The following is a 25,390-nucleotide window of genomic DNA, read 5'->3' on the forward strand; positions in this document are numbered from 1 at the left end:
TCAACAGCTTCGCGTACTTTAGCAACGCTTGTGCCATTGCTTGAATTCATAATAGTCATATCATAATAATCATAATTAATGTTTGTTACAAATCAAGCTTTTTCCTAGCAGCTTTAGTTAAGCCTGAAGTATAGTAAAAGCTGTCAATATTTAGAGAAAAAGTATGGTAGAGCGAGTGTTAAAAGAACGTTATGCCATTCAGCAATGCCTGGGGAAAAATGGGGGACGACAAACTTTGCTGGCGCGCGACTTACAAACTCAGGAGTTAGTCGTCATCAAAATCCTTACTTTTAGTGCAGATTTCCAATGGGACGATTTAAAACTATTTGAACGAGAAGCCACAACCTTACAGTCACTTTCCCATCCGGCCATTCCTCGTTACTTAGACCATTTTGAATTCCAGACACCAAAGACTAAAGGGCTGGCACTGGTACAAAGCTATATTGAAGCGAAATCTTTGGCAGAATGGGTTGAATCGGGACGGAATTTTAACCAAAAAAAAATAAAGCAAATCGCTAATAATTTGCTGAAAATTTTGATATATTTGCAACACCAAAACCCGCCAGTAATTCATCGAGATATTAAGCCTAGTAATATTCTGTTAGCAGATCGATCGCCCCTCAAACAAAAACACTCCGCCCTTAATAAAGGTGGTTGGTTGGGTGAAGTTTACTTAGTAGATTTTGGTTCAGTTCAAACCTTAGCAGCGAGAGAAGGTAGCACCGTTACTGTAGTGGGAACTTACGGATATATGCCGCCCGAACAATTTGGCGGGCGTGCGGTTCCGGCTTCCGATCTTTACGGCTTGGGTGCCACGTTAATTTACTTAGTAACGGGAGTCCATCCAGCCGATTTGCCGCAAGAGGATTTGCGCCTTAATTTTGAGCCAAAAATCGCTATTAGTTCGGATTTTGTTGACTGGTTGCAGTGGATGACAGAACCGGATTTAAACAGCCGCTTAACCACGGCCGATCGGGCATTAAAAGCACTGGAAAAACCGATAGATGCGATACCCTTGATTGTGCCACAACCTGCTAGGAGTAGGGTTAAAATTACGAAAAGCCGGAAGAGTTTGGAAATTATAATTTCTCCTTATCGTTCTCTATGGTCAGTTATTTTTGAGATATTATGGTTGTCATTTATATTGTTTTTTGCGCTTGTTGCAGGTGTAGTGTTTATTCGAGCGGCGTTTATTACCTACTCTTGGTTTCTTGGATTATTCGCGGTAATTTTCTGTGGGTCTGTCGGAATTGGAATTTTTATTTCCGTCAATTTAATAATCACCGAACCTAGCTCTACTAGACTGCGCCTGGATCGCAAACAAATTTCTTTGACTTCCAATTGGTTGGGATTTGTACGTTATAATCTTCGGCCCCCAAGTCCAAGGATGGCTATCTGTAAATTACAATTCATAGTGAATAAACCTACAGAATCGCGCCCTCATCCTCATCGTGACATTCAGATTTGGGCGGGAACACAGGAATATAAACTTATTACCAGCCATCTCACTGATGGCGAGATTGATTGGATAGCAGGGGAACTCAGCGAATGGTTAGATTTGCCTATTAGTGAATAAAGTATAGATGGCAGATGAAATTAACAACCACTATTTTCAAGAGGACTGGAAAAAATGGTAAGTAAAATTTTAAAAGAACGTTATGTCATTCAGAAACAGTTAAGTAAAAAGGCGGGAAGGCGCACGTTGCTGGCGCGCGACTTGCACACCCAACAGTTAGTGGCGATTAAGTTACTGATTTTTGGGGAAGATTTTCACTGGGATAACTTGAAGCTGTTTGAACGAGAAGCGCAAACTTTACAACTGCTTTCTCATCCGGCAATTCCCCGTTACCTGGATTACTTTGATGTGGATACACCAACTGGTAAAGGATTTGCCTTGGTACAAAGCTATATCGCAGCCAAATCGTTAGAGGAATGGTTAAAAAGCGGGCGAACTTTTAGCGAAGCAGAAATCAAGCAACTGGCTAAAGCATTACTGGAAATTTTGCGTTACCTTCACGGGCAACAGCCGCAAGTTATTCACCGAGATATCAAGCCGAGTAATATTTTACTGGCAAATAGATCTGGCAATAGTGTCGGTGATGTTTATTTAGTTGATTTTGGTTCCGTACAGACGCTAGCGGCCAGAAAAGGTAGTACGATTACTGTTGTTGGCACTTACGGATATATGCCACCCGAACAATTTGGCGGCAGAAATGTTCCCGCTTCCGATATTTACAGCTTGGGTGCGACATTAATTTATTTGGCAACAGGTAGGCATCCAGCCGAGTTATCCCAAGGTAATTTGCAAATTCAATTTGAGCCAACAGTCAATCTCAATCCAGATTTAATTGCTTGGCTGAAGTGGATGACAGAACCGAGTTTGAACCGCCGCCTCGCATCTGCAAAAGAGGCCTTGGAAGCTTTGGAAAATCCCCGCCAGACAACTGATATCTCGATGGTTAGACAAAAACCTTTTGGGAGTAGGATTGAACTGAAGGAAGATGGGGAGAATCTAGAGATTCTGATTCCGCGAGAAAGGTTGACTTTTTGGGGAGCCTGCGTGATGTTGCTAGTCACATTGCCTTGCTTGGGGTTAGTTTTATTGCCTTTTATATTGACAATCCTCGTGATTCAAGACGGGCTTCAATTCATTGATTTATTTGTGATATTATTCTCGTTGGTTACATTCCCTTCGGGAGGCATAACTTTTGCTATATTATGGAGCATCGCGAACACATTATATTTAAGAGCGACTAAAATAAATATCGATCGCAATCAGATTTCCGTGACTCACCTGTGGCCTTGGTATAAATGTCAGGTTGATCCAATTTTGAATGAAAATTTTAGCGAATGGAGTATGTATATCCGGCATTCGATGGCAATTTCAGGGCAAGAAAAATATTATAAACCCCTAGGAATTGAGCGGCTAACCCCTCCAGAAATAGAATGGCTAGCCAATGAAATAAGTGCGTTTTCTGGCGGAAAAATTACTGTTGTATCCGCAGATAATAAGTACGTAAAAATCCCTACAGCAAAATAGGGCGATCGTCCTACCTTTCTGGTTCTTGCCAGTAAAAGGTATATTTACACTTTATTGTAGGCTACACAGGTAGATTCGAGCTATTCTAGAAACATACTTGATTCTCGATCGCATCATGGTTGCCTTACCCGATCGCCTATCGATGAGTGCAGAAGAATACCTGGCTTGGGAACCCACCCAAGAGGAACGCTACGAGTATTGGGATGGCGAAGTAGTCGCGATAGGAGGCGAAACCCGCAATCACAATCGAATTTGCATCAACTTCTTCAAGCTATTAGATGATAGCCTTAATCTCCCCTCAGAAATTTACATCTTAAGTGTGAAACTACAAGTGGAGCGAGGGCAAAAGTATTTTTATCCTGATGTTGTGGTAACTTGCGACGAGCATGATAACGATCCGCAATTAGTGCAATTTCCTTCCTTAATTATCGAAGTTTTATCGCCTTCCACAGAAGCAGCAGATCGCGGCATTAAATTTGCTAAATACCGCCAATTTTCCACACTGCAAGAGTATGTCTTGGTGCAAGTTGAACAGCCAGGAGTAGAGATGTTTCGGCGCAATCACCAGGGGCAATGGGTTCTCTCCGAGTATGGTTTGGGCGATTCCTTACAACTTGAATCGGTGAATTTAGAAATTGCGATCGCCGATTTATATCGCCAACTACAATTTTATTAAGAATTCCGCTATCAAGGGATTTGATATTAATTCTCCTAGCGACTTTTAATTATTTGAACAAACCACGAAGACGCGAAGATCGCGAATAAAGAACAGTATCTTCTTCTTTCTCTTTCTTCGCGTCCGCGTGCCTCGCGGTTCATTTAATCTTACTCCAGATTCGTAAAAAACCCGGTTTCGGGACCCCGATGCGTAAGTCCTATTTAAACAAACTGACCCGTTGGAGTCGATCGCACCCGACGAATTCCAATCACCGACGGCATGGGCGATCTGCGCCTGTCATTCTCAATATTACTCGGCCACAAACTGCCGCGAGAAACATTACGAGTCTGATTGAAAACAGCACCGTTCAAATCCAACATTTCAATTGGCCGGCTGAGTACAGTACCATCATCGATCGGGCAATCTTCCCCAGGATGCTGCACCGCAAGCAACAGCGTATCTCGCCCCACAAAAGTCGGCCCCGTCAGTTCGCATCGGTTGGGCCCGTAAGCAAACGGAATTACTGTTCCTGCATTCGGGCCAGAAGTCGGAATGTAAAACAGAAAATTGTTGCCGAAAACTCCAGTAAAATCTGACACATTTCCAGTCTCGTTGTGGTCGATTGTTGTTGGCTCTGCAGCCGCACCCACATCAAAACCGTTGTGCGTGCTCGTAGACATATCAGTCACGCCCCAAACATTGCCTTGAGTGTCAAAATCCAAATTGTCTACATTAGCAAATCCCGCCCCAGCTACCGCACCCGCCTCTCCACCTTGAGCAAAACGCTGCCAGCGGAACGTCAAACCTGCACCGTCGGGACTGTCTTCAATTATTTTGTAAAGTCCTCCCGACTGCTGGGTGCTGTTGACGGCGCTACTGTATTTAGCAACAGTAAAAATGCGAGAATCTGGATAGCCGTCGCTTCCGGGTGCGGCGTCAGTATAAGCAATGAAAACTTCCTTAGTAGTAGGATTAACTTCCAAATCTTCCGGCCGCGCCGTCGGGGTACCACCAATCAAATTAGCAGCTAAAAAAGCATCAACTAAAACCGCACCTTGGCTGCTGTAGAAATTAGCCAGAGTTTTATTTTGGTAGCCCGGAAGTGCTGTTGCTTCATTGGTGGTATCTACTACAAAAGAACCGCCGTCTTCGGTTTGACCGGCAATTCCGGCGCGTTTGGGCAAGCGAGTATTTGCATCTCTTTGAGCTTTGCCAAAACTTGCCAATTCGGCCTCGCCCACTTTTTGGGGACTCACCGGATTGGTTTGGGTATTTAATGTTAGCGGCAGCCACCTTCCGGCACCGTTGCGGTTGTATTGGGCGACGTACAAAACGCCGTCTTCAAATAACCGGCTGTTGGTTTTATCTGCGGGATTGGTGACAGTACCGTTGCTGACAAATTTCCAGGTGTGTCCGCCGCGCCGATCGTCCCCCATGTACACTACTAATCTCCGGCCTGCTTCGGCGCGAATCGCGACGTTTTCGTGGCGGAAGCGACCCAACCATGTGTGCTTCCGGGGGCGGAAACTTGGATCTTGGGGATCTACTTCTACCATCCAGCCGTATTTTTCGCCGACTAAGCCGAATTCTTCACCGATAGTGCCCTTGGGGTAGCTGGTTTGGCCGCCGTTGGGTTGGACGTTTTCCTGAACTCCGACGAAAAATGCTTCGCTACCTTGGTAGTTTTCTTCGGCGGAAAGGATTGTACCCCAAGGGGTTGTGCCGCCGGAACAGTTATAGGCTGTACCGATGATCCGGTTGCCCAGTCCGTCGGTGTTGACTTGCGCGAAGACTTGGGTGGCTGCAGGGCCTGTGCCGATGAGGTACTCGTTATCCCCTTGTCTGGTTCCCCAGGAGGTGACATCTTTGTATTTGTCGGTACGCTGGCTGTTGATTCCGAGGCCGGAAAGTCCGTGGATACGGCGGTTGAGGGGGTCGCCGGCGATCGCCTGAAATCTGCCGTTGGCTTGTTTGGTGATCCGGACGATCGAACCGCCGAGATTGTACAGGAATTCGCCAAGGGTATCCCGATTCTTTACCGATAAGTCTATACCGAGGACGGCGCGCTCAGTTGATGGAAATGATGCCAAATCTGACGGGGTATCGGGTGCCAGTTTCGACATCGGGAAGGATACGTACTCGTGGTTAACCCAGAGATAACCGTCGTCATTGCTGCCACGAAGGCCTACAAAGCCGGTGTAGTCGGAGTTGTAGCCGAAATAGTCTGCCGGATTGGGGAAAACTCGATCGCCCCAGCGGACAATCACGTAACGTTCGTATTCCGGCGGCACAACCACATCGTCAACAATGCTGTAACTCGTTAATTTAGTATCCTGTGAGGCAGCCATCACGGTTCCCTGTCCGTTTAAGCCCGTCGGCATAAAGCTGGACAATTCTCGATAAATCGGCAGCGGGTGGGGCAGTCTTAACGGAGTGAAAGATAGCGGAACTACAGCTTCGGCCGAGGTGGAATTAATGCCGAATAGTGTTTTAGTTAGTTGAGGGGCAAGCACAGTGGTAGCTGCACTGCTGCCGAAGAAAATTAGCAGTTGTCGGCGAGTTATTTTAGACATAAATTCCTTTTCAAACCAACATCTCTAATCTGATGATTCCGTATGAAACTATATCACTGTTCAATTAAGGGAAGTTAACCTGAAGGTTAATTAAAATTGGGAGATATTTAGGTTAACAACAAGTTAAAAATTGGGAATTATAGCAATCATAAATTATTGGTGAATTTCTTACTCCCTCCCCTTGATAAGGGGAGGGTTGGGGTGGGGTAAAAATTTTACGAGTCATTTAGGATTGCTATAGTATGAGAGAGATATTTAGGAAAAAATATCTATCCGTGTATCCCTAATTTCCGTGTTTTGCTGTTGATTATTTGTTATTTGTTATTTGTTACCAATGCCCGATGCCCCATGTCCAATGCCCCATGCCCGATGCCCGATTTCAATCATCTCGAAAACCCGGATCATTTTCTCGGGATGTCGATCGACTGGACGCAGGTACATTCATCACTTGCGAAGACCCAGAATTTGCGCGCGAAGTATTGCCGTTTCTGAATCCCAGCAGCAATTGAGCATCGGCAAAATATCTAGTCCACTGTTCGATTCTCGCATCTTGTTGCCAGTCGCGGCGGGATACTCTCGATCGCAAAACTGGAACTCTTTGTCGGCTGCGATCGGCTGTAATGATGACTGTAACTTCTGTTAATGCCGGATTTTCTTGAAACTCGCGGGCGATCGACTCTTTCGCTAAATCTTCCGCCTGCTGCACTAAACTCGCAAAAGATTGACTGCCGTCCGAATCTAAGGTAAGGTAGCGCTCTTTTGTTTCAGCCAAACCTATCGATATACTTGCTGTTAAACTGATAATTGCTAGAATGACTGCCGACAATAAGCGTAGGTACAAATTCATTATGTTTGAAACTCAATACTAACACTTGTCAATGATAGTTAATAAAATTTAACAGACTGTTAAGCTTAAATTAAAATAATATTTTGTGTTATTAGAATGCGCCAAAAATACAGGCATTAGGGGGGATTTTAGTAAAAATACAACTTGTATGGGCGGGTTTAACCCGAAATCTTTTTAGGTATCAAAGGATATCGATAAACCCGCCCCGCCTTACTCTTCCCTTTTTCTTTAAATCCATTAAATCCGTTAAACAATCCGTTGCCGAACCTTCTGCTTTATGAAATCAACAAAATGTGCGATCGCCCTCGGTAGCAACTTAGGCGACTCCCTCGCCACACTCAAAAGCGCGATCGCAACCCTCAACAACACCCCAGGAATAGCAGTAAAATCTCATTCAAGCTGGTATCAAACCGCCCCCGTCGGGCCGCCGCAACCCGATTACATCAACGCCTGTGCCATCCTAGAAGTTGCATTAGAACCAGAACAATTGCTAGCAGCTTTATTAAAAATTGAAATAAAATTTAATCGGATTCGCAGAGAAAAATGGGGGCCAAGAACCCTCGACCTAGATTTGCTGCTGTATGACGATTTAATCTTAGAAACTCCGACACTGACTCTACCTCATCCCCGGATGACCGAAAGAGCTTTTGTATTAGTACCTTTAGCAGAAATTGCCCCGGATTGGGTGCATCCGGTGACGAAAAGTATGATCGTCCAACTCCTGCAAACCGCAGACTGTTCCGGAGTGCACAAATTGCAACTGTAAAAATTGAGCAAAATTCACCGCGGGTACCAGTAAAAAAAAATGCAACCGTAAGTAAGCTCCAAACTGTGATAGTTATCAGTCATTCCCAATCTAAAATCTAAAATCTAAAATCTAAAATCCTATAAGATCGCCTATGATGTCTTAAATCGGTGCAATCAAACATTATTCGCTTGTCGCTTATGTCGATCGGTCAAGAACTACCCCAACTCCTCAAACAACGCCTATTTTACCAAGGGCGCAAATTTAACTTTGACGTAGCCACCCTCCGTCTTCCCAACGGTTCCGAAGGCGAGTGGGAATGTATTCGCCACCCAGGCGGAGCACTTGCAGTTCCCGTCACACCCGAAGGTAAACTCGTCTTGGTACGCCAATATCGCTTTGCCACCAAAGGGCGAATTTTAGAATTTCCCGCTGGTACGGTAGAAATCAATGAAAGCCCCGCCGAAACTATCAAACGCGAAATCGAAGAAGAAACCGGATATCGCGCCGGAAAATGGCATAAATTAGGGCAATTTTTTCTCGCCCCCGGTTATTCCGACGAAATCATTTATGCTTTCTTAGCCCAAGATTTGGAAAAACTGGAAAAGCCACCAGCACAAGACGATGACGAAGACATTGAAACAGTTTTATTCACGCCGGAAGAATTAGAAAAAGCTATTTTAGCTGGGGAACCAATTGACGCGAAATCAATTTCTAGCTTTTTCTTAGCCCGTCCATTTTTGATGTAAATAGAACTGACGAAAAAACCCCGGTTTCTTATAAAAATCGTGCATCAAACCGATAAAGCTTAACTTAGAAACCGGGTTTTTGACCCCGCGTGTGTCCAGGACTGTAAAATCTAAAATCTAAAAATCTAAAATCTAAAATCTAAAATCGAATGTCCGATCTAATTTTATTTTGGCACCGCCGCGACTTGCGTATTTCTGACAACATCGGACTGGCAGCAGCGCGCCAGCAAAGCCCGAAAGTAGTCGGGATTTTTTGTCTCGATCGCAATATCCTAAACCGGGATGACGTAGCGCCAGCTAGAGTCACCTACATGATCGGCTGCTTGCAAAAACTCTCCTCGCGTTACAGGGATGCAGGCAGTCAGTTGCTGATAATTCAAGATGACCCGATTCTAGGAATACCGAGATTAGCAACAGCTATAAACGCTCAAGCAGTATTTTGGAACTGGGATGTAGAACCCTACGCAAAACAGCGCGATCAGTTCGTATCAAACGCTCTCCAACAAGCAGGAATTCAAGTTCAAAATTTCTGGGATCAACTTCTGCACGCCCCAGATGAAATTCGCAGCGGTACAGGGACTCCCTACACAGTTTATACACCATTTTGGAAAAAATGGAACAGTAAACCAAAAGCCCAACCAGTAGAAACATTGCCGATAACTTATCTGGAATTAATGACCGGATTAACGGCAGAAGAACAAGAACTCGCTAACCAAGCAGGTGCAATGGAAACAGTACCAACAGCCTCTAGTTTGGGATTTATTTGGGAAAATCCATTAGTAATAGAACCCGGAGAAGATGCAGCGCAACAAAAATTAGAAGAATTTTGCCATCGGGCAATTTACCAATATCAAGAACAGCGCAATTTCCCCGCCATTAACGGCACATCCCAACTCAGTGCCGCCCTAAAATTTGGTGCAATTGGCATCCGCACTGTTTGGCAAGCTACTCAGATAGTAATGGACACTTGCCGCAGCGAAGAAGCGTCTACAAGCATCGGCACTTGGCAACAGGAAATAGCGTGGCGGGAATTTTACCAACACGCCATGTATAATTTCCCAGAATTAGCAGACGGCCCCTACCGTCAAGCATTCAAAGACTTTTCGTGGGAGAACGATGAAAAGCTTTTTCAAGCTTGGTGTCGAGGCAAAACTGGCTATCCTATTATCGATGCAGCAATGCGACAGTTAAATCAGACAGGTTGGATGCACAATCGCTGCCGCATGATAGTCGCCAGTTTCCTCACCAAAGATTTAATTATTAACTGGCAGTGGGGCGAAAAATACTTCATGCAAAAATTGATAGACGCCGACCTTTCTGCTAACAACGGCGGCTGGCAGTGGAGTGCATCTAGCGGCATGGACCCGAAACCTTTGCGAATATTCAATCCGGCGAGTCAAGCTCAGAAATTCGACCCCGAAGGCGAATATATTCGGCACTGGGTTCCAGAATTGCGCCGCGTTGATACTAAACTTTTGCTAACAGGAAATATTTCACCTTTAGAACGCCGACTTCTTCATTACCCCTCTCCGATTGTAGATCACAACGAGCAGCAGCGCAAGTTTAAGCAACTTTACAGCCAGCAAAAAAACGCAGATTAGACAGCTCGATTTTGGGCGATAGTTAACAGTAAATTAAGTTGAGGGGGCGCTGTACACCCCTCAACTTAAAAGGTTGTATCAGTTATAATAAACTTAAATAAATCGGAGGTTGAAATGGTAACGCTGCAATTAAGACAAATCAGTGTACCCCCAGGACATAGAGTGCTGTTCCATGATGTCAACTGGCAGGAATTTGAAGCAATTTTAGAAGAGTTGGGAGAACACCGTGGCTCTAGAATAGCTTACAGTCAAGGAACTTTGGAGATTAGGATGCCACTACCAGAACATGAGAAAGCTAAAATCATTATTGGCTATTTAGTGAAAATTCTGTTTGAGGAACTAGAAATCGAATTTGAACCATTTGGTTCGACGACTTTCAAGCGAAAAAGTATGTTACAAGGAATTGAACCTGATGAAGGTTTTTACATTCAGAATTACGCTCTAATGATTGGTAAAAAGCGGATTGACTTAACTGTCGATCCGCCGCCTGACTTAGCTATTGAAGTCGATATAACTTCCAAGACTCAACTGGACGCTTACGAGGCGCTGGGAGTACCTGAAATCTGGCGCTATGAAAATAACCAGCTTCAGATTAATGTGCTTCAAGAGGGGAAATATGTTGAAGCGGAAATTAGTCCGACTTTTCCCAATCTGCCAATTATTGAAGCTATTTCTCAATATTGCGAACAAAGCCAAACAGTGGGTACGAGTCAAACTCTCAGATTGTTTCGGAAGTGGGTGAAAGACCAAATACAAAATTGATATGAAATCGCTATTGCACGCACTGGCTGTTAGAAATCCGGCTTATTTACGATCGCAAAAAAGCCATTTTCTCACAGCCCGCCTCCTAATCCCGTTGTATTGTTAATTGCGCTTTTGGGAAATAGAGAGAGAGTAAGGGTGTTGACCTTGAGATCGATCGCCCACAAAAATAACATAAGTCCCCTTGTCCCCATAACCGGAAAATTCTACATTCCCCGCAGCAGCATTCGCCGGCAGCACACAGAAACGCCCCCTTGGCCCCTGAATCATCAAACTTGGAGCTCCAGCGGTTTGTACTGCAATCCGCCAGTAAGGCAAATCCTGCGTTACTTCAATGACGTGGTTCGGTCCTTGGGAGACAAAACCGCAGTCGCCGCTATTGTTCGGGCCGCCGGAAACTCCAGAAACTCGCAGCGGTTCGGGAAATCCCGGAGCAATTTGTAGCGGTTGGCTCCCAACAGCGCCGGCATCCGCTAAAATCATTGCCAAGGCTAGGGTCACAATCGGGCTAAACCACCGTTTGCCGCGATCGCCCAGATAATTGATCTTCATATTTCCTCACACAATGACATTTGGTTCTAGTTCTTTGACGGTAGGGGATAATGGCGGTTCCAAACACATTAATCTAAAATAACTTCCGAATTTTTTTATGAATCCTCAAAATAACTTCAATTGGCAGCAAGCGTTCGGAGAACTAAAAGCTAAAGTAGAACGATCGCCACTCATCACACAAAATTCAGACAGCTATCAAGCCGTCGGAACCTTCTACAATCAATTACTGGACAAGTTTCAAAGACTTCCCAAACCTGGGCAAGTGGCAGCCTTTGCCGTCGGAGCGATAATTGTCCTGACAGTATTCAATAGCATCGTACAGCTAATTTCAGCGCTGATGACTCTTGCCGTTCTGGGAGTGCTAATCTACATAGCGTATAAATTGGCAATTTCCCCCCAGTCCTCAAATACTAACGACAAATAATAGGAATTTCTAAATATGGCTAACCCCACCGCGCCCAGCGGCATCAATCAACCCGATCCGTCTTGGCAAACACAATCCAAGCAAATGCCACTGCTGGTTCGCAGGTGCGGCGCTTGGGCAGTGGAAATTTCGTTAATAGCGGCCAGCGCCCTCGTTCCCTTCAGTATCGGGGCATTGGTCAACAAGGAAACTGAAACCGTGCCGCTCAATTCCTCAGTAGCAGCAGCATCCGAAACCGTCGCCCGTACCTTGGGCATACCCGTGCGCGATCGCAGCCCCAGAGTCGCACCCCTAACTAATCTATTCTGGTCAGGGGCGCTGCTGGCACCGGCAGTTTTAGCGGGGTGGCAACTGTTTTTGCTCGCCAGAACCGGTCAAACTCTCCCCAAACGCTGGTTCGGGGTCAAAGTTGTCACAGCGTCGGGTACTCCTCCGGGTTTTGGGCCAGTGCTAATTCGCGAAAGTTTGGGGCGCTGGGGAGTGCCTCTGGGCGTCGCTTACGGCATTTGGCGCTTGAGCGGTGCGTTTCCTGATTTGCTGATTTTAGGGGGGTTGAGCGGCTTGGCAGTGCTCGCAGACGGCGCTTTTGCATGGCGCTACAAACGCCAATCTGGACACGATCGCCTCGCGAATACTTTGGTCGTCAATGCTCGATCGAATCAACTGTCTGCCAATCCTGTCCCGACTCAAGATTGGACTGAGGAAGACGCGCAGATTGCGGCTTTGGTTGTGACTCCGCAAAGCGGCATGAAAGCAAATGCCAGTTTGTGGAATTGGATGCGCCAACACCCAGGCACAACTTTAGTGATAGTTACCGTCGGCAGCGCGGGATTGATTTTAACTTTGTTTGTCGGCACTCTCATCTACACTCAAAGTCAAGCAAATATGCGGGATTCGCGGCAGCGGAACGACGAATTATTTGTCGCTTTAGTCAGCAAATTGTCTCCCACATCGGCTAGCGGGGCATCGGGCAGGCGATCGGCTATTTTGGCTTTGGGGGCGGTGGAAGACTCCCGCGCCGTACCCCTGCTAGCGGATTTGCTAGCTCAAGAAGACAACCGCGCCATGTTGGACGCAATCCAGCAAGCTTTGGTCAGTAGCGGGCCGAAAGCTTTGCCTGAGTTGCAGCGGTTAAATCAAGCCCTCAGCAACGACCTCGATTCCCTGCGGTTTGGCGGCAAGGCCCCGGAACGCGAGTTAGCGGCCGCCCGCCAGCGAACAGTACAAAGGGCGATCGGCAAAATTCTCACAGTGTATAGTAGCCAGCTCAACGGTGTCGATCTCAGCCGCACAGATTTAGCTCAAAGTCCTGCCGGCCCATCTCAGTTTACTTTAGTTTTAAACAAAGTTGACTTGTCGGGAATTAAGTTGAGAAACGCCAATTTAACCAATGCCAGCTTGCAGGGAGCTCGCTTTTACGGCACCGGCGAAGACAGGCGTCCGGGTACATTTGACGATTGGATTTCTGACTTGAGCGGCGCTAATTTGGAAGGAGTAAATTTGGTCGGGGCGTCTTTGAACAGTGCTGTAATGAACCGGACTACTTTTGTGCGCGCTGTCATGAACAAAGCTAATTTGTCCAACGGCAACTTGAATTCAGCTAACTTTAGCAGTGCTATTTTAATTGGAGCAAATTTACAGGAAGCACTGTTAAAAAATGCAAGTTTTACCGGGGCAGATATAGGAAGCGCGAATTTGTCGCGAGCAGATTTGTCAGGTGCACGTTTGGGCAAAGTGAAGGCTCAAGGCGCTCAGTTGTCCTTGACAAATTTGTCTAAATCGCAATGGCAAGGTGCTGATTTGTCCGGTGCAGATTTGAGCGGCGCTAACTTACAAAATGCCGATTTGACTTCGACTAAACTCACCAACGTGAATTTCAAAGATGCTCGGTTGCAAGATGCAAATTTTCGTAATGCGGAGGTGAGTTCGGTTGATTTTAGGGGCGCGAATTTAGCGGGAGCGGATTTTAAAGGCGCTGTGTTTCTGGGGAAAACAGCTTCGGATCAATTTATTCAAAGTCCGACTGGTAGTAAATCCGGTCGATTCCTAGGAGTTGATTTTGCGGAGGCTAAGAATTTAGATAAAAGTCAAATTGCTTACATTTGTTTGCAGGGGGGGAGTCATCCGAAGTGCCCGCAGAAGAAGTAAGGATTGGTTGTTAACGAGTAGGCTAATACAGTTGATCAACGAACAGGTAGGGTAATTATGAGCGTTAAGCGAATCATTTATCTCATCCTAGCAATTCTGGGGCTTGTGCTGCCTTGGTACTATAACTTGCAGTTTTTTAGCAATGCTGGCGTGCTCGACTTTGTAAACGAGAGTTCGGCTAATCTTGCTGCGAAATCGGTAAGTTTAGATTTGTTTATCGCAACTGTAGCAGGAAGCACTTGGATGTACGCTGAGTCGAAACGATTGGATATAAGTTTTGTAGGGCTGTACATACTTCTGGGTTTGCTTGTTTCGTTTTCATGTGCTTTCCCGCTTTTCTTGTTTGTGCGGGAAAGCAAGCTGGAAAAATCAAGCGAAGTCTCAAGTTGAAAAGTTGTTTCACGGGTTAGTGCCGCGCAGCACAATAATTCGGTGCAGGCGATCGAGGTATTATATAATTTCCGGTAAAATCACCGTTATAGGTTTGTAGTGACGACGGAAGTGCTCAGAATTTTATGAGGATGAAACTCCTCACTACAAACCAACGTGATTGTTGTCGTTCGAGGGGACATAATATTAATACCAATTTCACTCATTTTTTGCTAAAAACTTTTGGCTTGAGTTTCATTCCCCCTGCCCAACCTACTACTGCATTGTTTATTGAAAGTGCTATTATATCGTTTCCGGTTACATCGGTATTTGTTCAAATGTCCAAACAGTTCGTTATCCCGAAAGCATAATTTTAGTCAACAGTCAACAGTCAACAGTCAACAGTCAACAGCCAACAGCCAACAGTCAACAGTCAACAGCCAACAGTCAACAGCCAACAGCCAACAGTCAACAATCATGAGCAATGCAACCGGAATTGATATTACGCAATAGCATCCGAACTGGCAAGATTCTCGAATTGCGCCAATAGCATTGCCTCACCATTATTTGGAGTTCCAAAAATTTTAGGTAACTGGCCTGTTTCAGCGAGAACTTGTCTCACTTCTCGGTTAGATACATCGGCGAGATTTTTGTTATTTAGAATGGCATTAACCGCAGCGATACCCACACCTTGACCAACTGCAGCGTTGAATTCCACAATTCGGCCGACAGAACAAGCAAACCCTTCAAATCCAGAACAGGGACTGACCACTGCCAGGTTAGGAACGTTTTTAATCAATGCGTGGCGGATGCCAATATTAAAGATAGGGTGTTTAAAACTCAGACTTTTAAACCATCCTAGACGGTTTGCTTTATCGCGAATACCCTGGATGCCTCCCCGTACATCAAAATGATAGCTAAATGTTGCCAGGGCTTCATTAGCAGGTACGCCACCTGACAGCATTTGTGCGCCAGTTAAAGGTTCTACAACTCCCGTCACATTGCCCGCGTGTCTGATATAAAGTTCTGAGGCAGAAGTAACAGAAGTAGCCCCCAAACTCTTCAGCCAAGTTGTAATAAATAACATCTCTCTTTGCATATTAGCCGTGGGTTTGCTCCCGCTTCTAGCTAAGGCTTCCGCTTCGCTGGCGGTGACTGCAAATAAAAGCGCATTCCACGAAAGTCTGTCATTTGGAAGTATAGCTATATTTCCCTCATCTAAAATTATGCCGGTTTCAGGAAAAGATAGTTTTATGCCTCTAAATGAGTGGTAAGCTACAGACAGAGCCGGCGAGCGAACATCGATGTAATCGTTACCCGCCCACAGAGTTTTGAGATTGCCTTTAGTGTCGGTCATTTCCCGCCGGAGTTCTTCTGCTAGTTGGGCATCCTTGTCGGCAGCGTACAGCAAAAATTTTTGACTTTCTGCATCGGCCCGGTTTGTGAAGCGTTTTAGATAAATGTAATCGAATTCTTTCAGTGCTCTTGCACTGAGTCCTTGGGTTTCAAAAACGAGGGTGACTGGAAGTTCTGAATTAGGCAGACCAAATGTTTCAAATCCCTTCAGCTTTCTCACACCCGCAGCTTGAGCTAATTCGGCATTGACAGTGGCATCAATAAATTGCTTGCCGGCATAAACTACGCCTTGAGAGGTGGTTATACTGGCAATTTTTTGACCTTCTTTACTGACTGATTTAATTTCTACTTTGCTGAGGAGATCGGCCCCAGCTTGTACCAGCATTTCTTTCAGCGCTGCACTGGCTTTGCGGGGGTCAAGTGCAATTGCCTTAACGCCGGATTTTTGTAAAAATTCTTTATAGATTGTCGCTGGTGAACCAAAGGTATCTAACTTTAAAGATTGTTGAAGTTCTTCACTAATCTGGCTTCTATCTAAATAAGCAAGGCCGCCTCTTACCAAATGTCCGCCAATTCCTTCTTGCAAGCTTGCTTTAGACATCAGTAGAATTCGCGGATAACGCTTTGTGCGGCGCAGATATTCTCTGGAGGCAGAGATAACAGCTAGAACTCCTGGAACTTCATCACCAAAACAGATGACATCGTAAGAACGCAGATTCATTACCATTATTTAATAACCTCTGTTGATTTTCATTTTTTCGAGCTGCATCTCAATGTTTCCCGTCAAACTCTCTGTTTTTTCCAAATCTAGCTCGATATTTCCTGATTGTTGAGATAAATATTCACACATTTCTGGATGCAGCAACCGGGTTTTTTCCAGAAAATCCTCCCTTGAGGACGATCGATCTCGGTTGAAAAACCCGGTTTTTGAGCGTCTAGAGTCGGTCAGTCTGGTACTCTTGATTGCCATCAGGTCAGATTATCAGGATCTATCCCCAACTCCCGCAATCGCTGAGCTAGTCGATCGGAACGTTGGGCCAATCGATCGGCGCGCTGGGATTCCTGTTGGGCGCGCTGGGATTCCTGTTGGGCGCGCTGGGATTCCTGTTGGGCGCGCTGGGATTCCTGTTGGGCGCGCTGCGATTCCTGTTGGGCGAGTTGCGCTGATTCTTTCACCTTTTCTTCAGGAGTCAGATAACGTTTTCCATCGGCATCATACCAATACAACCACTCCCTTGTCACCCCAGAATAATTTCCCCTTTCACAACCAATCCCCAAACCAATCTCTGGCATCCAAACTGGATGTCCGGGCTGTAATTCATACTTCCCATTGACTAACTTATGTACTTCTAAACGGGGTTTACGGCGGCGGCGGGAAGAATAAATGACGTAATAAAGTACGCCTAAAGCTTGATATTCCTCCAACTTTGCGGTGTATTCTTTGCGATAATTTGGGGAAACTACTTCCAGCACAAAACTCGGCAGAACATTTTCATCCCACAGCACGTAACTGGGACGCAATTCTTCATCATAAAACCTTTCTACACCTAAACTCAAGAAAGCATCTGGCACAATGGCAGGTTTATCGGGGTGATAGTAGATACCCATATCTATGCCAAAGAACCAGTCCATGCGTTCTGCCCAAACTATGAGCAATATTGCTTTTAGCAATCCTGGTATTAATTCTTGCAGTTCGTTATCCACAGGCGTTTCATCTGAGTCTGGTAGTTCATCGGCTGAGGGCCAGTGCCTCGGAAATTTGTAATCTAACATGGCGGCTTTTCTCAAAACTCACTAATATTATACCGTTGATTTGTTTAGCAATAGTATTTAGGGCACGAACCGCGAAGACGCGAAGGAAGAGAAGAGAAGATGATAGGTAATTTTGACTTAGTTAATCTGAAGTAATTTTTGTAAAATATTTGCTGAGATTTACACGATCGACTAAACTATGTCTAACCAGTCGGTTCTAATGGGGAGCAGCCGTTAGAGGAAACGGGGAAAGTTCGGTGCAAGTCCGGCGCTGTCCCGCAACTGTAATGAGAGTTTTGTCGCTTTCTGAGTCAGGATGCCCGCCGATGTGTTAGTTTACATAGTCTCATCTGCGAGGTTCAGCGTGAAGGCCAGAAATCGGAAATTGGTCAGCTTGGGATTGATGGCTGGCTTGAGTTGTTATATTGTCCTGGGATCGGCAACGCCCGCCGCAGCTATGCACATTTCGGAAGGTTTTTTGCCGGTGCAATGGGCTGCATTTTGGTGGATTGTGGCGTTGCCTTTTTTTGCCTTTGGGTTGCGATCGATTACTCGCATTACAAAAGAACACCCGGAACTTAAACTATTGCTTGCTTTGGCGGGTGCGTTTACTTTTGTGCTTTCAGCTTTAAAAATTCCTTCGGTAACGGGCAGTTGTTCTCACCCCACGGGTACGGGTTTGGGTGCAATTTTGTTCGGCCCTTCGGTGATGGCTGTACTGGGGGCTTTAGTGCTGCTGTTTCAAACGTTCCTGTTAGCGCATGGTGGCTTGACAACGCTGGGAGCGAATATGTTTTCCATGGCGATTGTCGGCCCTTTCGCTGCCTATTTTATCTATCAATTGCTGATGCGAACTGGCAGGCAACGGGCGGCAATTTTTTGTGCAGCAGCTTTGGCAGATTTACTGACTTATGTGACGACTTCGATTCAATTAGCGTTAGCTTTTCCGGCAGCAAGTGGCGGTTTTATAGCTTCGTTCCTCAAGTTTGCGGGCATCTTTGCTATCACTCAAGTACCGCTGGCTATTAGTGAGGGATTGCTGACTCTATTGGTCTGGAATTGGCTGCATTCTTACGGGAAGCCGGAGTTGGAAACTTTGAAATTATTGAGACAGGAGTCATAAGCCATGAGTCAAAAAAACACAAGAAATCAGCAAGCTACTTCACAACAAAATTGGATGTTGGTAATTGCTGTTATTGCGCTTGCCGTTATTCCCCTAGTTTTTGTCCGGGGTGAATACGGCGGAGCGGATGGGGAAGCACAGAAAGCGATTACGGAAATTCAACCGGACTATCAACCTTGGTTTAACCACTTTTTTGAGCCTGCTAGCGGAGAAATTGAAAGTTTGCTGTTTGCGTCTCAAGCGGCGATCGGGGCTGGCGTAATTGGCTACGCGATCGGACTTTATAAGGGGCGATCGCAGCGACAAAAATCTGATGATGAATAGCCGTCGGAATGAACCATCAGATTGATAGTCTGGCTTATACAAACCGCTTGCGCCAGTTGCCGCCAGCTCACAAGTTATCATTTGCGATCGCCCTTTTAATTTTGTCTCTGGTTTCTGGGGCGATCGTCCAATTGTCGATCGCCCTTTGGTTGGCTGTCTGGATCGTCGTCTATGCCGGTATTCCGGGGAAACTGTATTTGCGGTTGCTGTCGCTACCGTTGATGTTTTTGCTGACAAGTTTGCCTGCTTTGGCGCTGGGTGCGGTTGAGTTAAGTCAAATCCAGGAAACTCAGTGGGATATTTGGCAAGGTTGGGGCATTAGCACCGGCACTTTTTATCTGTATGTGAGCCGCACGGGAATATACCAAGTGAGCTTGCTGTTTGCCCGCGCCTTCGCATCGACAAGCTGTATGTATTTCATCCTCTTGACGGTTCCATTTACCGAAATCTTGCAAATCCTCAGACAATTACGCTGTCCAGAGTTAGTCACAGAACTGCTATTACTAATGTATCGGTTTATTTTTAGCTTATTGGCGATCGCCGACGAACTTTGGATCGCACAAAACTCGCGTTGTGGCTACCGCACTTGGAAGCGGGGAATGCAGAGTTTAAGTATTTTAATCGGGCAATTGCTTCAGCGAACTTTGGAAAACTACCGTCAAGTCTCCCTGAGTTTAGCGTCGCGCGGCTTTAATGGAGAACTGCGCGTTTGGCATTCTTACTCTTATAAACCTTCGCGAAGATATACAATTGAAGCTTTGTTTGGTTGCACAGTTTTAAGTTTGTTAAGTGTCGTATTTTAACGCTAAATTTATTTTTAGTCCTGGACAATGGGGACCCAGAAACCGGGTTTTTTGACCGAATCTATGAACTATAACGTGTCTTTTCATAAAAAACCCGGTTTCTTTGGTCGGAGTGGGTAAGTCCTGCATTATATTCACGATTAGTGGCGGTGGCGGTGGCGGCGGTGGTTAATATCAACGGGAGTTACGCATCACAACCTTCATAACCGGGTTTTTAGAATCTGCCGGTTGTAACCAAGTATTCTCGCAAAAAACCCGGTTTCTGAGCACCCGCGCCTCCAGGAATATTGTGGATAATTCTCGTATTCTCGTTAGTTTAGCGCGCCGGATTTGCATAAGGGCGATCGCACTTCTTGCAACAGCTATTACCAATATGACTTTTATGAACTTAATTAATGAATTATATGAATTGACGTGAACAGTCGTTGAATGAATAATTATAGTATCAAAATACCGAAAAAAAAATCATGTATCAAGATACTAACAAAAAAAACAGCCCGCCGCCCATTGTTTTTATTATTGCCATCGGCTTAATTGGGTTTGGCGCATACAAGTTCCTTCCCGGTTTATTGAAAGCCAAAACTTCAAATACACCTACATCTACATCTACATCGACAACGATCGCAGCCGGAGCGATCGCAAATCGCATCAGTTTTGGAAATCAAATATTGGTAGCCTCCCAAACAACAGCAGCGAAACAAGCAGGAGTTCAAGCTTTTGCTGAGGGAAATCACCAAGCTGCCGCCCAATATTTTCAGAAATCGCTGCAACAAAATCGCAACGACCCGGAAACCATTATCTATTTGAATAATGCCACAGCCAGCAATGGTTCTTCCTTAAAAATTGCTGTCAGCGTTCCCATTGGTAGCAACCCCAATGTCGCCCAAGAAATCCTCCGGGGTGTTGCCCAAGCTCAGGATGAAATCAATACTAGCGGTGGCATCAGCGGCGCCAAACTGCAAGTAGAAATTGTCAACGATGACAACAGTCCAGAAGTGGTCAGAGAAGTTGCAAAGACATTGGCACAAGATCAGAATATATTAGCAGTAATTGGACACAATGCTAGCAACGCATCTCTCGAAGCTGCTCCTATATATCAGCAAGAAAAACTGGTAATGGTGACACCGACGAGCTTTGCCAATAATCTATCAGGATTTGGCAGCTACATCTTTCGGACAGTACCCAATATTAGCGTAATGGCGGCTCCTTTAGCAGAATATGTAGTTAAAACAGAACGCCAAACTAATATTGCGGTTTGTTATGACTCCCAAGCACCCGATAACATATCCTTTAAAGATGAATTTGTGGCATCTCTTACGGCTGCTGGTGGCAAATTAGTTCCCACTGTTTGCGACTTTTCACTTCCTTCTTTTAATGCGGAAAATGCCCTGGCTGATGCTGTCAGCAAAGGTGCACAAGGATTGATGGTAGCGCCCCACATCGATCGCATTGACCGTGCGATTTCTCTGGCTCGCATCAATCGAGGCAAATTGCCACTCTACGGCAGCACTACGCTCTACACCTTTCAAACTTTAAAAGACGGACAAAAAGACGTTGACGGGCTTGTTTTGCCCGTTCCCTGGCATCCTGAAACTAATCCCGGTAGCCGTTTCCCAGAAAATGCCCGCCACCGTTGGGGAGGCATTGTGAATTGGCGAACAGCAACGAGTTTTGACGCCACTCAAGCTGTGATCGCTGGCTTGCGGCAAAGCAATACGCGGGAAGGATTGCAACAAGCACTGAGAAATGCGAATTTTTCAACAACAGGATCAAGCGAGGATGTGAAGTTTTTGCCCACGGGCGATCGGGCTGGTAAGCCGATTTTAGTGCAAGTTAAACAAGGAGGAAGCACTGGCTATAACTTTGTCCCGCTGCGGTAAGTTTCTTAAGTGCGATCGCACTCACATCTTGCACATTCTCAATCAGCTTTTCAGGGGCGGGATATCCTGCCCACCCCCCTGAAAATTCCCTCTTTGTGGAACAGGCATCTTGCCTGTTTCTTAGCATGATTAAAATCTAATTTTCTGTTAAAGTAGCATAACTTTTAAGATAAAATGAAATGAGTAGATTAAAGGAGAGCGTTGTGTATGATCGCGCCAGTTGAAACCAAAACCTACACGGCCCAAGAGTATCTAGAATTGGAAATCAATTCTCAGGATCGGCATGAATTTATCAATGGGAAGATTGTTCTGATGGCTGGTGGCGCACCGAATCATAATGAAATTACAAGCATCTTAAATGCTATTTTGAGGGTGAGTCTCAAGGGTCAACCTTACAGTATTTTTGCATCGGATCAGCGGCTTTGGGTTCCGCAGCTTAATAATTATACTTACCCGGATGTGATGGTGGTAGCGCGCCCGATAGAGCTGCAATCTGGACGAACGGATACAATTACCAATCCGCTGCTAATTGCTGAGGTGCTGTCTAAAGGAACCAAAGCTTATGACCGCGATGAAAAGTTTGCTGCCTATCGCAGTATTCCTAGTTTTCAGGAGTATTTATTAATCGACCAATATCGGCTACAGGTCGAGCAATATTCTAAAGCTGAAGCGAATAAGTGGATTTTTTCGGAATATAGCTGTATGGGCGATCGGCTGACTTTAACCTCTATTCCGGTGGAGATTTCGCTGGCCGACTTGTATGAAAATATTGAGTTTGGTGAATAGGCGGACGGTTTTGTGTCAAAGATCCTAAATAGTGGTAATATCCCCGTATATCGATCGGCTCTGATGAAAAACACACATCAGACGTAAGGGGGAAAGTTCGGTGCGAATCCGGCGCTGTCCCGCAACTGTAATGAGATCATTGCATCTCTGAGTCAGGATGCCCGCCGATTTGTTTACAATCATGTTTTTCATCTGCGAGGTATGGATGATGGTGAGTTTATTATTTTTTAAATTATTGGATTGGGGTTTTTTAACCGCAGATATCAGCAGATAAACACAGATGAACGCTGATGTAATTCGATCTGTGTTCTGAAGCGTATATTATTTTAAGGAAAAAAATGCGAATTGAAGATAGTGTTTGGCAGGGTAGTTTTGGCTACTGGCAAAACTTGTTTATTCACCAGAATATTTTGCAGATCGGACATACTGCTTGGAATGGCTTTTTGCATCAAGGACGAGGCTTGGTTGCTTGCAACATCAATACTCCCATTAACGGCTCTGTGAATTGGAGCGTAGATACTATAAATTATGATCTGCAATTTGTTTCCCAATTGCAGGCAACTGCTTATTTGCAACAACTAGAACTAGAGGGGAACACTGTTTCAAATCTGCTCCAAATCATTGATAGCTACGAACCCAAGGAAGCAATTATATTTTTGTCGCTCGCCAACGGTCAGATTGATATCAATTTGTTGCAAAACTTGGCAATTTCTCCTGTTGAGTGCTATGAACAACTATGCAAGCGCTGGGAAGAATTTCAACTCTGCCCGAAATCCTAAAACTTACTAAATTTTCCGAATGTCGCAGCCAAAATCCATCGAAATTTCCAAGGTAACTCGCTACCAAAATGCAGCGCTTAATTACTATTTGGGCCTGACAGATTCGCCCTACCTTCACTACGGCTATTGGGAAACCCTACCTGTGCCCGCTGAGGAACTAACGATCGCCCGATTGCGCCTCGCTCAGCAAGCTTATACTGTAAAACTGTTGGATGCAATCCCCAAAGGCACTCATACGATACTCGATGTGGGCTGCGGGATTGGCGGAAATGCCGCTTATTTGCTCGATCGAGGTTTTGCAGTAGAGGGGCTCGCACCCGATCCGTTCCAACAACAGCGCTTTCTTAAGTGTACGGGCGATCGGGCTATTTTCCACCTCACGAGGTTTGAAGACTTCAAAGCAACCCATTTCTACGATCTTATTCTCTTTAGCGAAAGTAGCCAGTATATGTCGGCTGTTGATATTGCTAACGGTGCCGCCAAAATCCTCAATCAGGGCGGTTACGTTTTGCTGGCTGATATGCTGCGATCTGATGCTAATTATAAAGAGGGAATGTTCTCTAATTGTCATGTTGTTACGGAACTTCATGCAGCATTAAAGCAGGCTGGATTCACTTTAGTAAAAACTGAGGATATTTCCGCCCATATTTTGCCAACAATCGATTTGTATGTCGATACTTTCCGCCGATATGGACTAAATACAATGATCTATGTTGCAGATTTGATTGCGATCACAGTTCCGCCCGTCCACAAATTCCTGCGCTGGATCTTTCGGCGCTGGTTCAAGAAGCTGGTGGTTGAAGGATTGGAGGCGGGTCAACTTTTTGAGCAACATCTATGTTATGAAATGCAACTTTGGCAGTTGTCAAAATCTGATCGAGGGTGACACAAATATAGCACTTCTAAATCATTTGTGAATTTCTTACTCCCTCCCCTTGATAAGGGGAGGGTTGGGGTGGGGTAAAAAGTTTACGACTCATTTGTGAATTTCTTACTCCCTCCCCTTGATAAGGGGAGGGTTGGGGTGGGGTAAAAAGTTTACGACTCATTTGTAAATTTCTTACTCCCTCCCCTTGATAAGGGGAGGGTTGGGGTGGGGTAAAAAGTTTACGACTCCTGCAAGGATTGCTATACAATGGAAATCGGTAATCGGTAATTGGTAATCATTCATCGGTAATTGGTAATTGGAGGAATAGCCTCCGGGTATTTATTCCCAGGCAGAGCCTGGGAACAAGGCTATAAAAAATAAAAAATAAAAAATAACAAATATGTCTGAATGGATTCTCGAATTCGCTGGCACTTCCTACTCCTATCCCTGCGGTTCGCGATCGGCAATTCATGATTTAAACCTCAAAGTCCCCGCCGGGAAACGCTGCGGGCTAATCGGTCAAAATGGATGTGGCAAAACTACCTTTTTTCTGTTAGCAAATGGCTTATATCAACCGCAACAGGGAATCATTAGCTGGCAAGGTGAACCTTTTCGCTACGATCGCAAATCTTTAATGCAACTGCGCCAACAAATCGGACTCGTCTTTCAAAATCCCGAACATCAATTAGTAGCTTCGACGGTAGAAGAAGATATTTCCTATGGATTGTACAATTTAGGCTTGACAGAATCCGAAATTGCTCAACAGGTGCAGCAGGCGATCGACCAATTCGATCTAAGCGAACTCGCCCGCGAACCAATTCACAATCTCAGTTTGGGCCAGAAAAAGCGGGTTTCCATCGCCGATATCATGGTTCTGGAGCCCAAACTGCTGCTGTTAGATGAACCTACCGCCTATCTCGATCCGCGTCACACCCGACAACTGATCGGTTTACTCCAACAAATTCACAGCGCTGGAACCACTATTCTTTTAGCAAGTCACGACCTCGATTTCATCTACCGCTGGGCAGATTGGGTGTTTGTAATGGATCGAGGAAAATTGATTTTAGAAGGAACACCGGAAACAGTTTTTGCTCAGCGGGATGTCTTGGAACAATTGCAGCTTGGTGTACCGCTGGCGATCGAGCTGATGGAGCAAATAAGGGCGATCGTTGAGAGAGATGGTAGCTCAAAAGTCTTTACTTTTGAGCAGTGGCAACAACAGATTTTACAAGCGCGCCGGCTGCTTTAAAG

The 25,390-nt window shown here is 45.4% G+C and carries 25 protein-coding genes and 2 riboswitches; of the genes, 19 read left to right on the forward strand and 6 right to left on the reverse strand.

What is annotated here, in order from left to right; all coding sequences use genetic code 11:
- Positions 1-163: 163 nt before the first annotated feature.
- From NDI35_RS10320 to NDI35_RS10330, 3 genes are all read left to right on the forward strand, one after another.
- Positions 164-1,576 carry a serine/threonine protein kinase gene (locus tag NDI35_RS10320; RefSeq protein ID WP_445312660.1) on the forward strand — a complete coding sequence of 471 codons (1,413 nt, stop codon included), beginning with the start codon at positions 164-166 and terminating at the stop codon, positions 1,574-1,576.
- Between the two features lie 54 nt (positions 1,577-1,630).
- Positions 1,631-3,040 carry a serine/threonine protein kinase gene (locus NDI35_RS10325; protein ID WP_445312661.1) on the forward strand — a complete coding sequence of 470 codons (1,410 nt, stop codon included), beginning with the start codon at positions 1,631-1,633 and terminating at the stop codon, positions 3,038-3,040.
- Positions 3,041-3,137: 97 nt separating this feature from the next.
- Positions 3,138-3,716 (forward strand): Uma2 family endonuclease, encoded by a 579-nt coding sequence (locus NDI35_RS10330; RefSeq protein ID WP_445312662.1) that lies wholly within the window; start codon positions 3,138-3,140, stop codon positions 3,714-3,716.
- 203 nt (positions 3,717-3,919) lie between these two features.
- Here NDI35_RS10330 and NDI35_RS10335 read toward each other — a convergent pair whose 3' ends face one another.
- Positions 3,920-6,271, reverse strand: a complete 2,352-nt coding sequence (locus NDI35_RS10335; protein WP_445312663.1) for a PhoX family protein — start codon at positions 6,269-6,271, stop codon at positions 3,920-3,922.
- A 379-nt stretch (positions 6,272-6,650) separates the two neighbouring features.
- Entirely contained in the window at positions 6,651-7,118 is a 468-nt protein-coding gene (locus tag NDI35_RS10340; RefSeq protein ID WP_445312664.1) for a hypothetical protein, read from the reverse strand.
- 277 nt (positions 7,119-7,395) lie between these two features.
- On the opposite strand from NDI35_RS10340, the gene folK reads away from it, so the two are divergent.
- From folK to NDI35_RS10360, 4 genes are all read left to right on the forward strand, one after another.
- Positions 7,396-7,884, forward strand: a complete 489-nt coding sequence (gene folK / locus NDI35_RS10345; protein WP_445312665.1) for a 2-amino-4-hydroxy-6-hydroxymethyldihydropteridine diphosphokinase — start codon at positions 7,396-7,398, stop codon at positions 7,882-7,884.
- 179 nt (positions 7,885-8,063) lie between these two features.
- Positions 8,064-8,612, forward strand: a complete 549-nt coding sequence (locus tag NDI35_RS10350; RefSeq protein ID WP_445312763.1) for an NUDIX hydrolase — start codon at positions 8,064-8,066, stop codon at positions 8,610-8,612.
- Positions 8,613-8,761: 149 nt separating this feature from the next.
- Positions 8,762-10,213, forward strand: coding sequence for a cryptochrome/photolyase family protein (locus tag NDI35_RS10355; RefSeq protein WP_445312666.1), 1,452 nt, complete (start codon positions 8,762-8,764; stop codon positions 10,211-10,213).
- Between the two features lie 114 nt (positions 10,214-10,327).
- Entirely contained in the window at positions 10,328-10,975 is a 648-nt protein-coding gene (locus NDI35_RS10360; RefSeq protein WP_445312667.1) for a Uma2 family endonuclease, read from the forward strand.
- A gap of 102 nt (positions 10,976-11,077) precedes the next feature.
- On the opposite strand, the gene NDI35_RS10365 is transcribed toward NDI35_RS10360, so the two are convergent.
- Positions 11,078-11,527, reverse strand: a complete 450-nt coding sequence (locus NDI35_RS10365; protein ID WP_445312668.1) for a hypothetical protein — start codon at positions 11,525-11,527, stop codon at positions 11,078-11,080.
- 97 nt (positions 11,528-11,624) lie between these two features.
- On the opposite strand from NDI35_RS10365, the gene NDI35_RS10370 reads away from it, so the two are divergent.
- From NDI35_RS10370 to NDI35_RS10380, 3 genes are read left to right on the forward strand one after another with little or no spacing between them, the layout of a single operon-like run.
- A complete protein-coding gene (locus tag NDI35_RS10370) occupies positions 11,625-11,951 on the forward strand; it encodes a hypothetical protein (protein ID WP_333182192.1) in 327 nt (108 codons plus the stop codon).
- A gap of 15 nt (positions 11,952-11,966) precedes the next feature.
- Positions 11,967-14,099 carry a pentapeptide repeat-containing protein gene (locus NDI35_RS10375; protein ID WP_445312669.1) on the forward strand — a complete coding sequence of 711 codons (2,133 nt, stop codon included), beginning with the start codon at positions 11,967-11,969 and terminating at the stop codon, positions 14,097-14,099.
- Positions 14,100-14,156: 57 nt separating this feature from the next.
- The gene (locus NDI35_RS10380; RefSeq protein WP_445312670.1) at positions 14,157-14,489 is read left to right on the forward strand and encodes a DUF2834 domain-containing protein; all 333 of its coding nucleotides are present in this window, start codon (positions 14,157-14,159) and stop codon (positions 14,487-14,489) included.
- A 481-nt stretch (positions 14,490-14,970) separates the two neighbouring features.
- Here NDI35_RS10380 and NDI35_RS10385 read toward each other — a convergent pair whose 3' ends face one another.
- Genes NDI35_RS10385 through NDI35_RS10395 form a run of 3 tightly spaced genes read right to left on the reverse strand, consistent with a single transcriptional unit; the run spans position 14,971 to position 17,597 of the window.
- Positions 14,971-16,551: an FAD-dependent oxidoreductase gene (locus NDI35_RS10385; RefSeq protein WP_445312671.1), complete on the reverse strand. Its 1,581-nt coding sequence runs from the start codon at positions 16,549-16,551 to the stop codon at positions 14,971-14,973.
- Positions 16,552-16,554: 3 nt separating this feature from the next.
- The gene (locus NDI35_RS10390) at positions 16,555-16,794 is read right to left on the reverse strand and encodes a hypothetical protein (RefSeq protein WP_445312672.1); all 240 of its coding nucleotides are present in this window, start codon (positions 16,792-16,794) and stop codon (positions 16,555-16,557) included.
- Positions 16,794-17,597: a Uma2 family endonuclease gene (locus NDI35_RS10395; protein ID WP_445312673.1), complete on the reverse strand. Its 804-nt coding sequence runs from the start codon at positions 17,595-17,597 to the stop codon at positions 16,794-16,796. Before NDI35_RS10395 ends, NDI35_RS10390 begins: the two co-directional genes overlap by 1 nt.
- A gap of 174 nt (positions 17,598-17,771) precedes the next feature.
- Positions 17,772-17,918: riboswitch (cobalamin riboswitch) on the forward strand.
- A 61-nt stretch (positions 17,919-17,979) separates the two neighbouring features.
- Here NDI35_RS10395 and NDI35_RS10400 point away from each other — a divergent pair.
- The 9 genes from NDI35_RS10400 (at position 17,980) to NDI35_RS10440 (ending at position 25,388) form a co-directional block, all read left to right on the forward strand.
- On the forward strand, positions 17,980-18,699 hold the full coding sequence (locus tag NDI35_RS10400; RefSeq protein WP_445312764.1) for an energy-coupling factor ABC transporter permease: 720 nt from the start codon (positions 17,980-17,982) through the stop codon (positions 18,697-18,699).
- Between the two features lie 3 nt (positions 18,700-18,702).
- Positions 18,703-19,023 (forward strand): energy-coupling factor ABC transporter substrate-binding protein, encoded by a 321-nt coding sequence (locus tag NDI35_RS10405; protein ID WP_445312674.1) that lies wholly within the window; start codon positions 18,703-18,705, stop codon positions 19,021-19,023.
- An 8-nt stretch (positions 19,024-19,031) separates the two neighbouring features.
- The gene (gene cbiQ / locus NDI35_RS10410) at positions 19,032-19,826 is read left to right on the forward strand and encodes a cobalt ECF transporter T component CbiQ (RefSeq protein WP_445312675.1); all 795 of its coding nucleotides are present in this window, start codon (positions 19,032-19,034) and stop codon (positions 19,824-19,826) included.
- 289 nt (positions 19,827-20,115) lie between these two features.
- Positions 20,116-20,244 carry a hypothetical protein gene (locus NDI35_RS10415; RefSeq protein WP_445312676.1) on the forward strand — a complete coding sequence of 43 codons (129 nt, stop codon included), beginning with the start codon at positions 20,116-20,118 and terminating at the stop codon, positions 20,242-20,244.
- Positions 20,245-20,293: 49 nt separating this feature from the next.
- Positions 20,294-21,706, forward strand: coding sequence for an ABC transporter substrate-binding protein (locus NDI35_RS10420; protein WP_445312677.1), 1,413 nt, complete (start codon positions 20,294-20,296; stop codon positions 21,704-21,706).
- Positions 21,707-21,913: 207 nt separating this feature from the next.
- Positions 21,914-22,492, forward strand: coding sequence for a Uma2 family endonuclease (locus tag NDI35_RS10425; protein WP_445312678.1), 579 nt, complete (start codon positions 21,914-21,916; stop codon positions 22,490-22,492).
- A gap of 38 nt (positions 22,493-22,530) precedes the next feature.
- A riboswitch (cobalamin riboswitch) is annotated at positions 22,531-22,675 on the forward strand.
- A 155-nt stretch (positions 22,676-22,830) separates the two neighbouring features.
- On the forward strand, positions 22,831-23,271 hold the full coding sequence (locus NDI35_RS10430) for a hypothetical protein (RefSeq protein WP_445312679.1): 441 nt from the start codon (positions 22,831-22,833) through the stop codon (positions 23,269-23,271).
- A gap of 19 nt (positions 23,272-23,290) precedes the next feature.
- The gene (locus tag NDI35_RS10435) at positions 23,291-24,157 is read left to right on the forward strand and encodes an SAM-dependent methyltransferase (RefSeq protein ID WP_445312680.1); all 867 of its coding nucleotides are present in this window, start codon (positions 23,291-23,293) and stop codon (positions 24,155-24,157) included.
- A 382-nt stretch (positions 24,158-24,539) separates the two neighbouring features.
- Positions 24,540-25,388, forward strand: a complete 849-nt coding sequence (locus NDI35_RS10440; RefSeq protein ID WP_445312681.1) for an energy-coupling factor ABC transporter ATP-binding protein — start codon at positions 24,540-24,542, stop codon at positions 25,386-25,388.
- Positions 25,389-25,390: the final 2 nt, after the last annotated feature.

Origin of the sequence: Microcoleus vaginatus FACHB-2002 (assembly GCF_040004035.1) — a bacterium.
Taxonomy (GTDB): domain Bacteria; phylum Cyanobacteriota; class Cyanobacteriia; order Cyanobacteriales; family Microcoleaceae; genus Microcoleus; species Microcoleus vaginatus_C.

What these genes read in the sequence shown, in the direction of transcription:
- NDI35_RS10420 (WP_445312677.1), top strand. Translation starts at nt 20,294, where the DNA reads ATGTATCAAGATACTAACAAAAAAAACAGCCCGCCGCCCATTGTTTTT.
- folK (WP_445312665.1), top strand. Translation starts at nt 7,396, where the DNA reads ATGAAATCAACAAAATGTGCGATCGCCCTCGGTAGCAACTTAGGCGAC.
- NDI35_RS10375 (WP_445312669.1), top strand. Translation starts at nt 11,967, where the DNA reads ATGGCTAACCCCACCGCGCCCAGCGGCATCAATCAACCCGATCCGTCT.
- NDI35_RS10340 (WP_445312664.1), bottom strand. Translation starts at nt 7,118, where the DNA reads ATGAATTTGTACCTACGCTTATTGTCGGCAGTCATTCTAGCAATTATC.
- NDI35_RS10370 (WP_333182192.1), top strand. Translation starts at nt 11,625, where the DNA reads ATGAATCCTCAAAATAACTTCAATTGGCAGCAAGCGTTCGGAGAACTA.
- NDI35_RS10355 (WP_445312666.1), top strand. Translation starts at nt 8,762, where the DNA reads ATGTCCGATCTAATTTTATTTTGGCACCGCCGCGACTTGCGTATTTCT.
- NDI35_RS10325 (WP_445312661.1), top strand. Translation starts at nt 1,631, where the DNA reads ATGGTAAGTAAAATTTTAAAAGAACGTTATGTCATTCAGAAACAGTTA.
- NDI35_RS10425 (WP_445312678.1), top strand. Translation starts at nt 21,914, where the DNA reads ATGATCGCGCCAGTTGAAACCAAAACCTACACGGCCCAAGAGTATCTA.
- NDI35_RS10435 (WP_445312680.1), top strand. Translation starts at nt 23,291, where the DNA reads ATGTCGCAGCCAAAATCCATCGAAATTTCCAAGGTAACTCGCTACCAA.
- NDI35_RS10385 (WP_445312671.1), bottom strand. Translation starts at nt 16,551, where the DNA reads ATGGTAATGAATCTGCGTTCTTACGATGTCATCTGTTTTGGTGATGAA.
- NDI35_RS10350 (WP_445312763.1), top strand. Translation starts at nt 8,064, where the DNA reads ATGTCGATCGGTCAAGAACTACCCCAACTCCTCAAACAACGCCTATTT.
- NDI35_RS10405 (WP_445312674.1), top strand. Translation starts at nt 18,703, where the DNA reads ATGAGTCAAAAAAACACAAGAAATCAGCAAGCTACTTCACAACAAAAT.
- NDI35_RS10395 (WP_445312673.1), bottom strand. Translation starts at nt 17,597, where the DNA reads ATGTTAGATTACAAATTTCCGAGGCACTGGCCCTCAGCCGATGAACTA.
- NDI35_RS10430 (WP_445312679.1), top strand. Translation starts at nt 22,831, where the DNA reads ATGCGAATTGAAGATAGTGTTTGGCAGGGTAGTTTTGGCTACTGGCAA.
- NDI35_RS10320 (WP_445312660.1), top strand. Translation starts at nt 164, where the DNA reads ATGGTAGAGCGAGTGTTAAAAGAACGTTATGCCATTCAGCAATGCCTG.
- cbiQ (WP_445312675.1), top strand. Translation starts at nt 19,032, where the DNA reads ATGAACCATCAGATTGATAGTCTGGCTTATACAAACCGCTTGCGCCAG.
- NDI35_RS10440 (WP_445312681.1), top strand. Translation starts at nt 24,540, where the DNA reads ATGTCTGAATGGATTCTCGAATTCGCTGGCACTTCCTACTCCTATCCC.
- NDI35_RS10360 (WP_445312667.1), top strand. Translation starts at nt 10,328, where the DNA reads ATGGTAACGCTGCAATTAAGACAAATCAGTGTACCCCCAGGACATAGA.
- NDI35_RS10365 (WP_445312668.1), bottom strand. Translation starts at nt 11,527, where the DNA reads ATGAAGATCAATTATCTGGGCGATCGCGGCAAACGGTGGTTTAGCCCG.
- NDI35_RS10380 (WP_445312670.1), top strand. Translation starts at nt 14,157, where the DNA reads ATGAGCGTTAAGCGAATCATTTATCTCATCCTAGCAATTCTGGGGCTT.
- NDI35_RS10390 (WP_445312672.1), bottom strand. Translation starts at nt 16,794, where the DNA reads ATGGCAATCAAGAGTACCAGACTGACCGACTCTAGACGCTCAAAAACC.
- NDI35_RS10335 (WP_445312663.1), bottom strand. Translation starts at nt 6,271, where the DNA reads ATGTCTAAAATAACTCGCCGACAACTGCTAATTTTCTTCGGCAGCAGT.
- NDI35_RS10400 (WP_445312764.1), top strand. Translation starts at nt 17,980, where the DNA reads ATGGCTGGCTTGAGTTGTTATATTGTCCTGGGATCGGCAACGCCCGCC.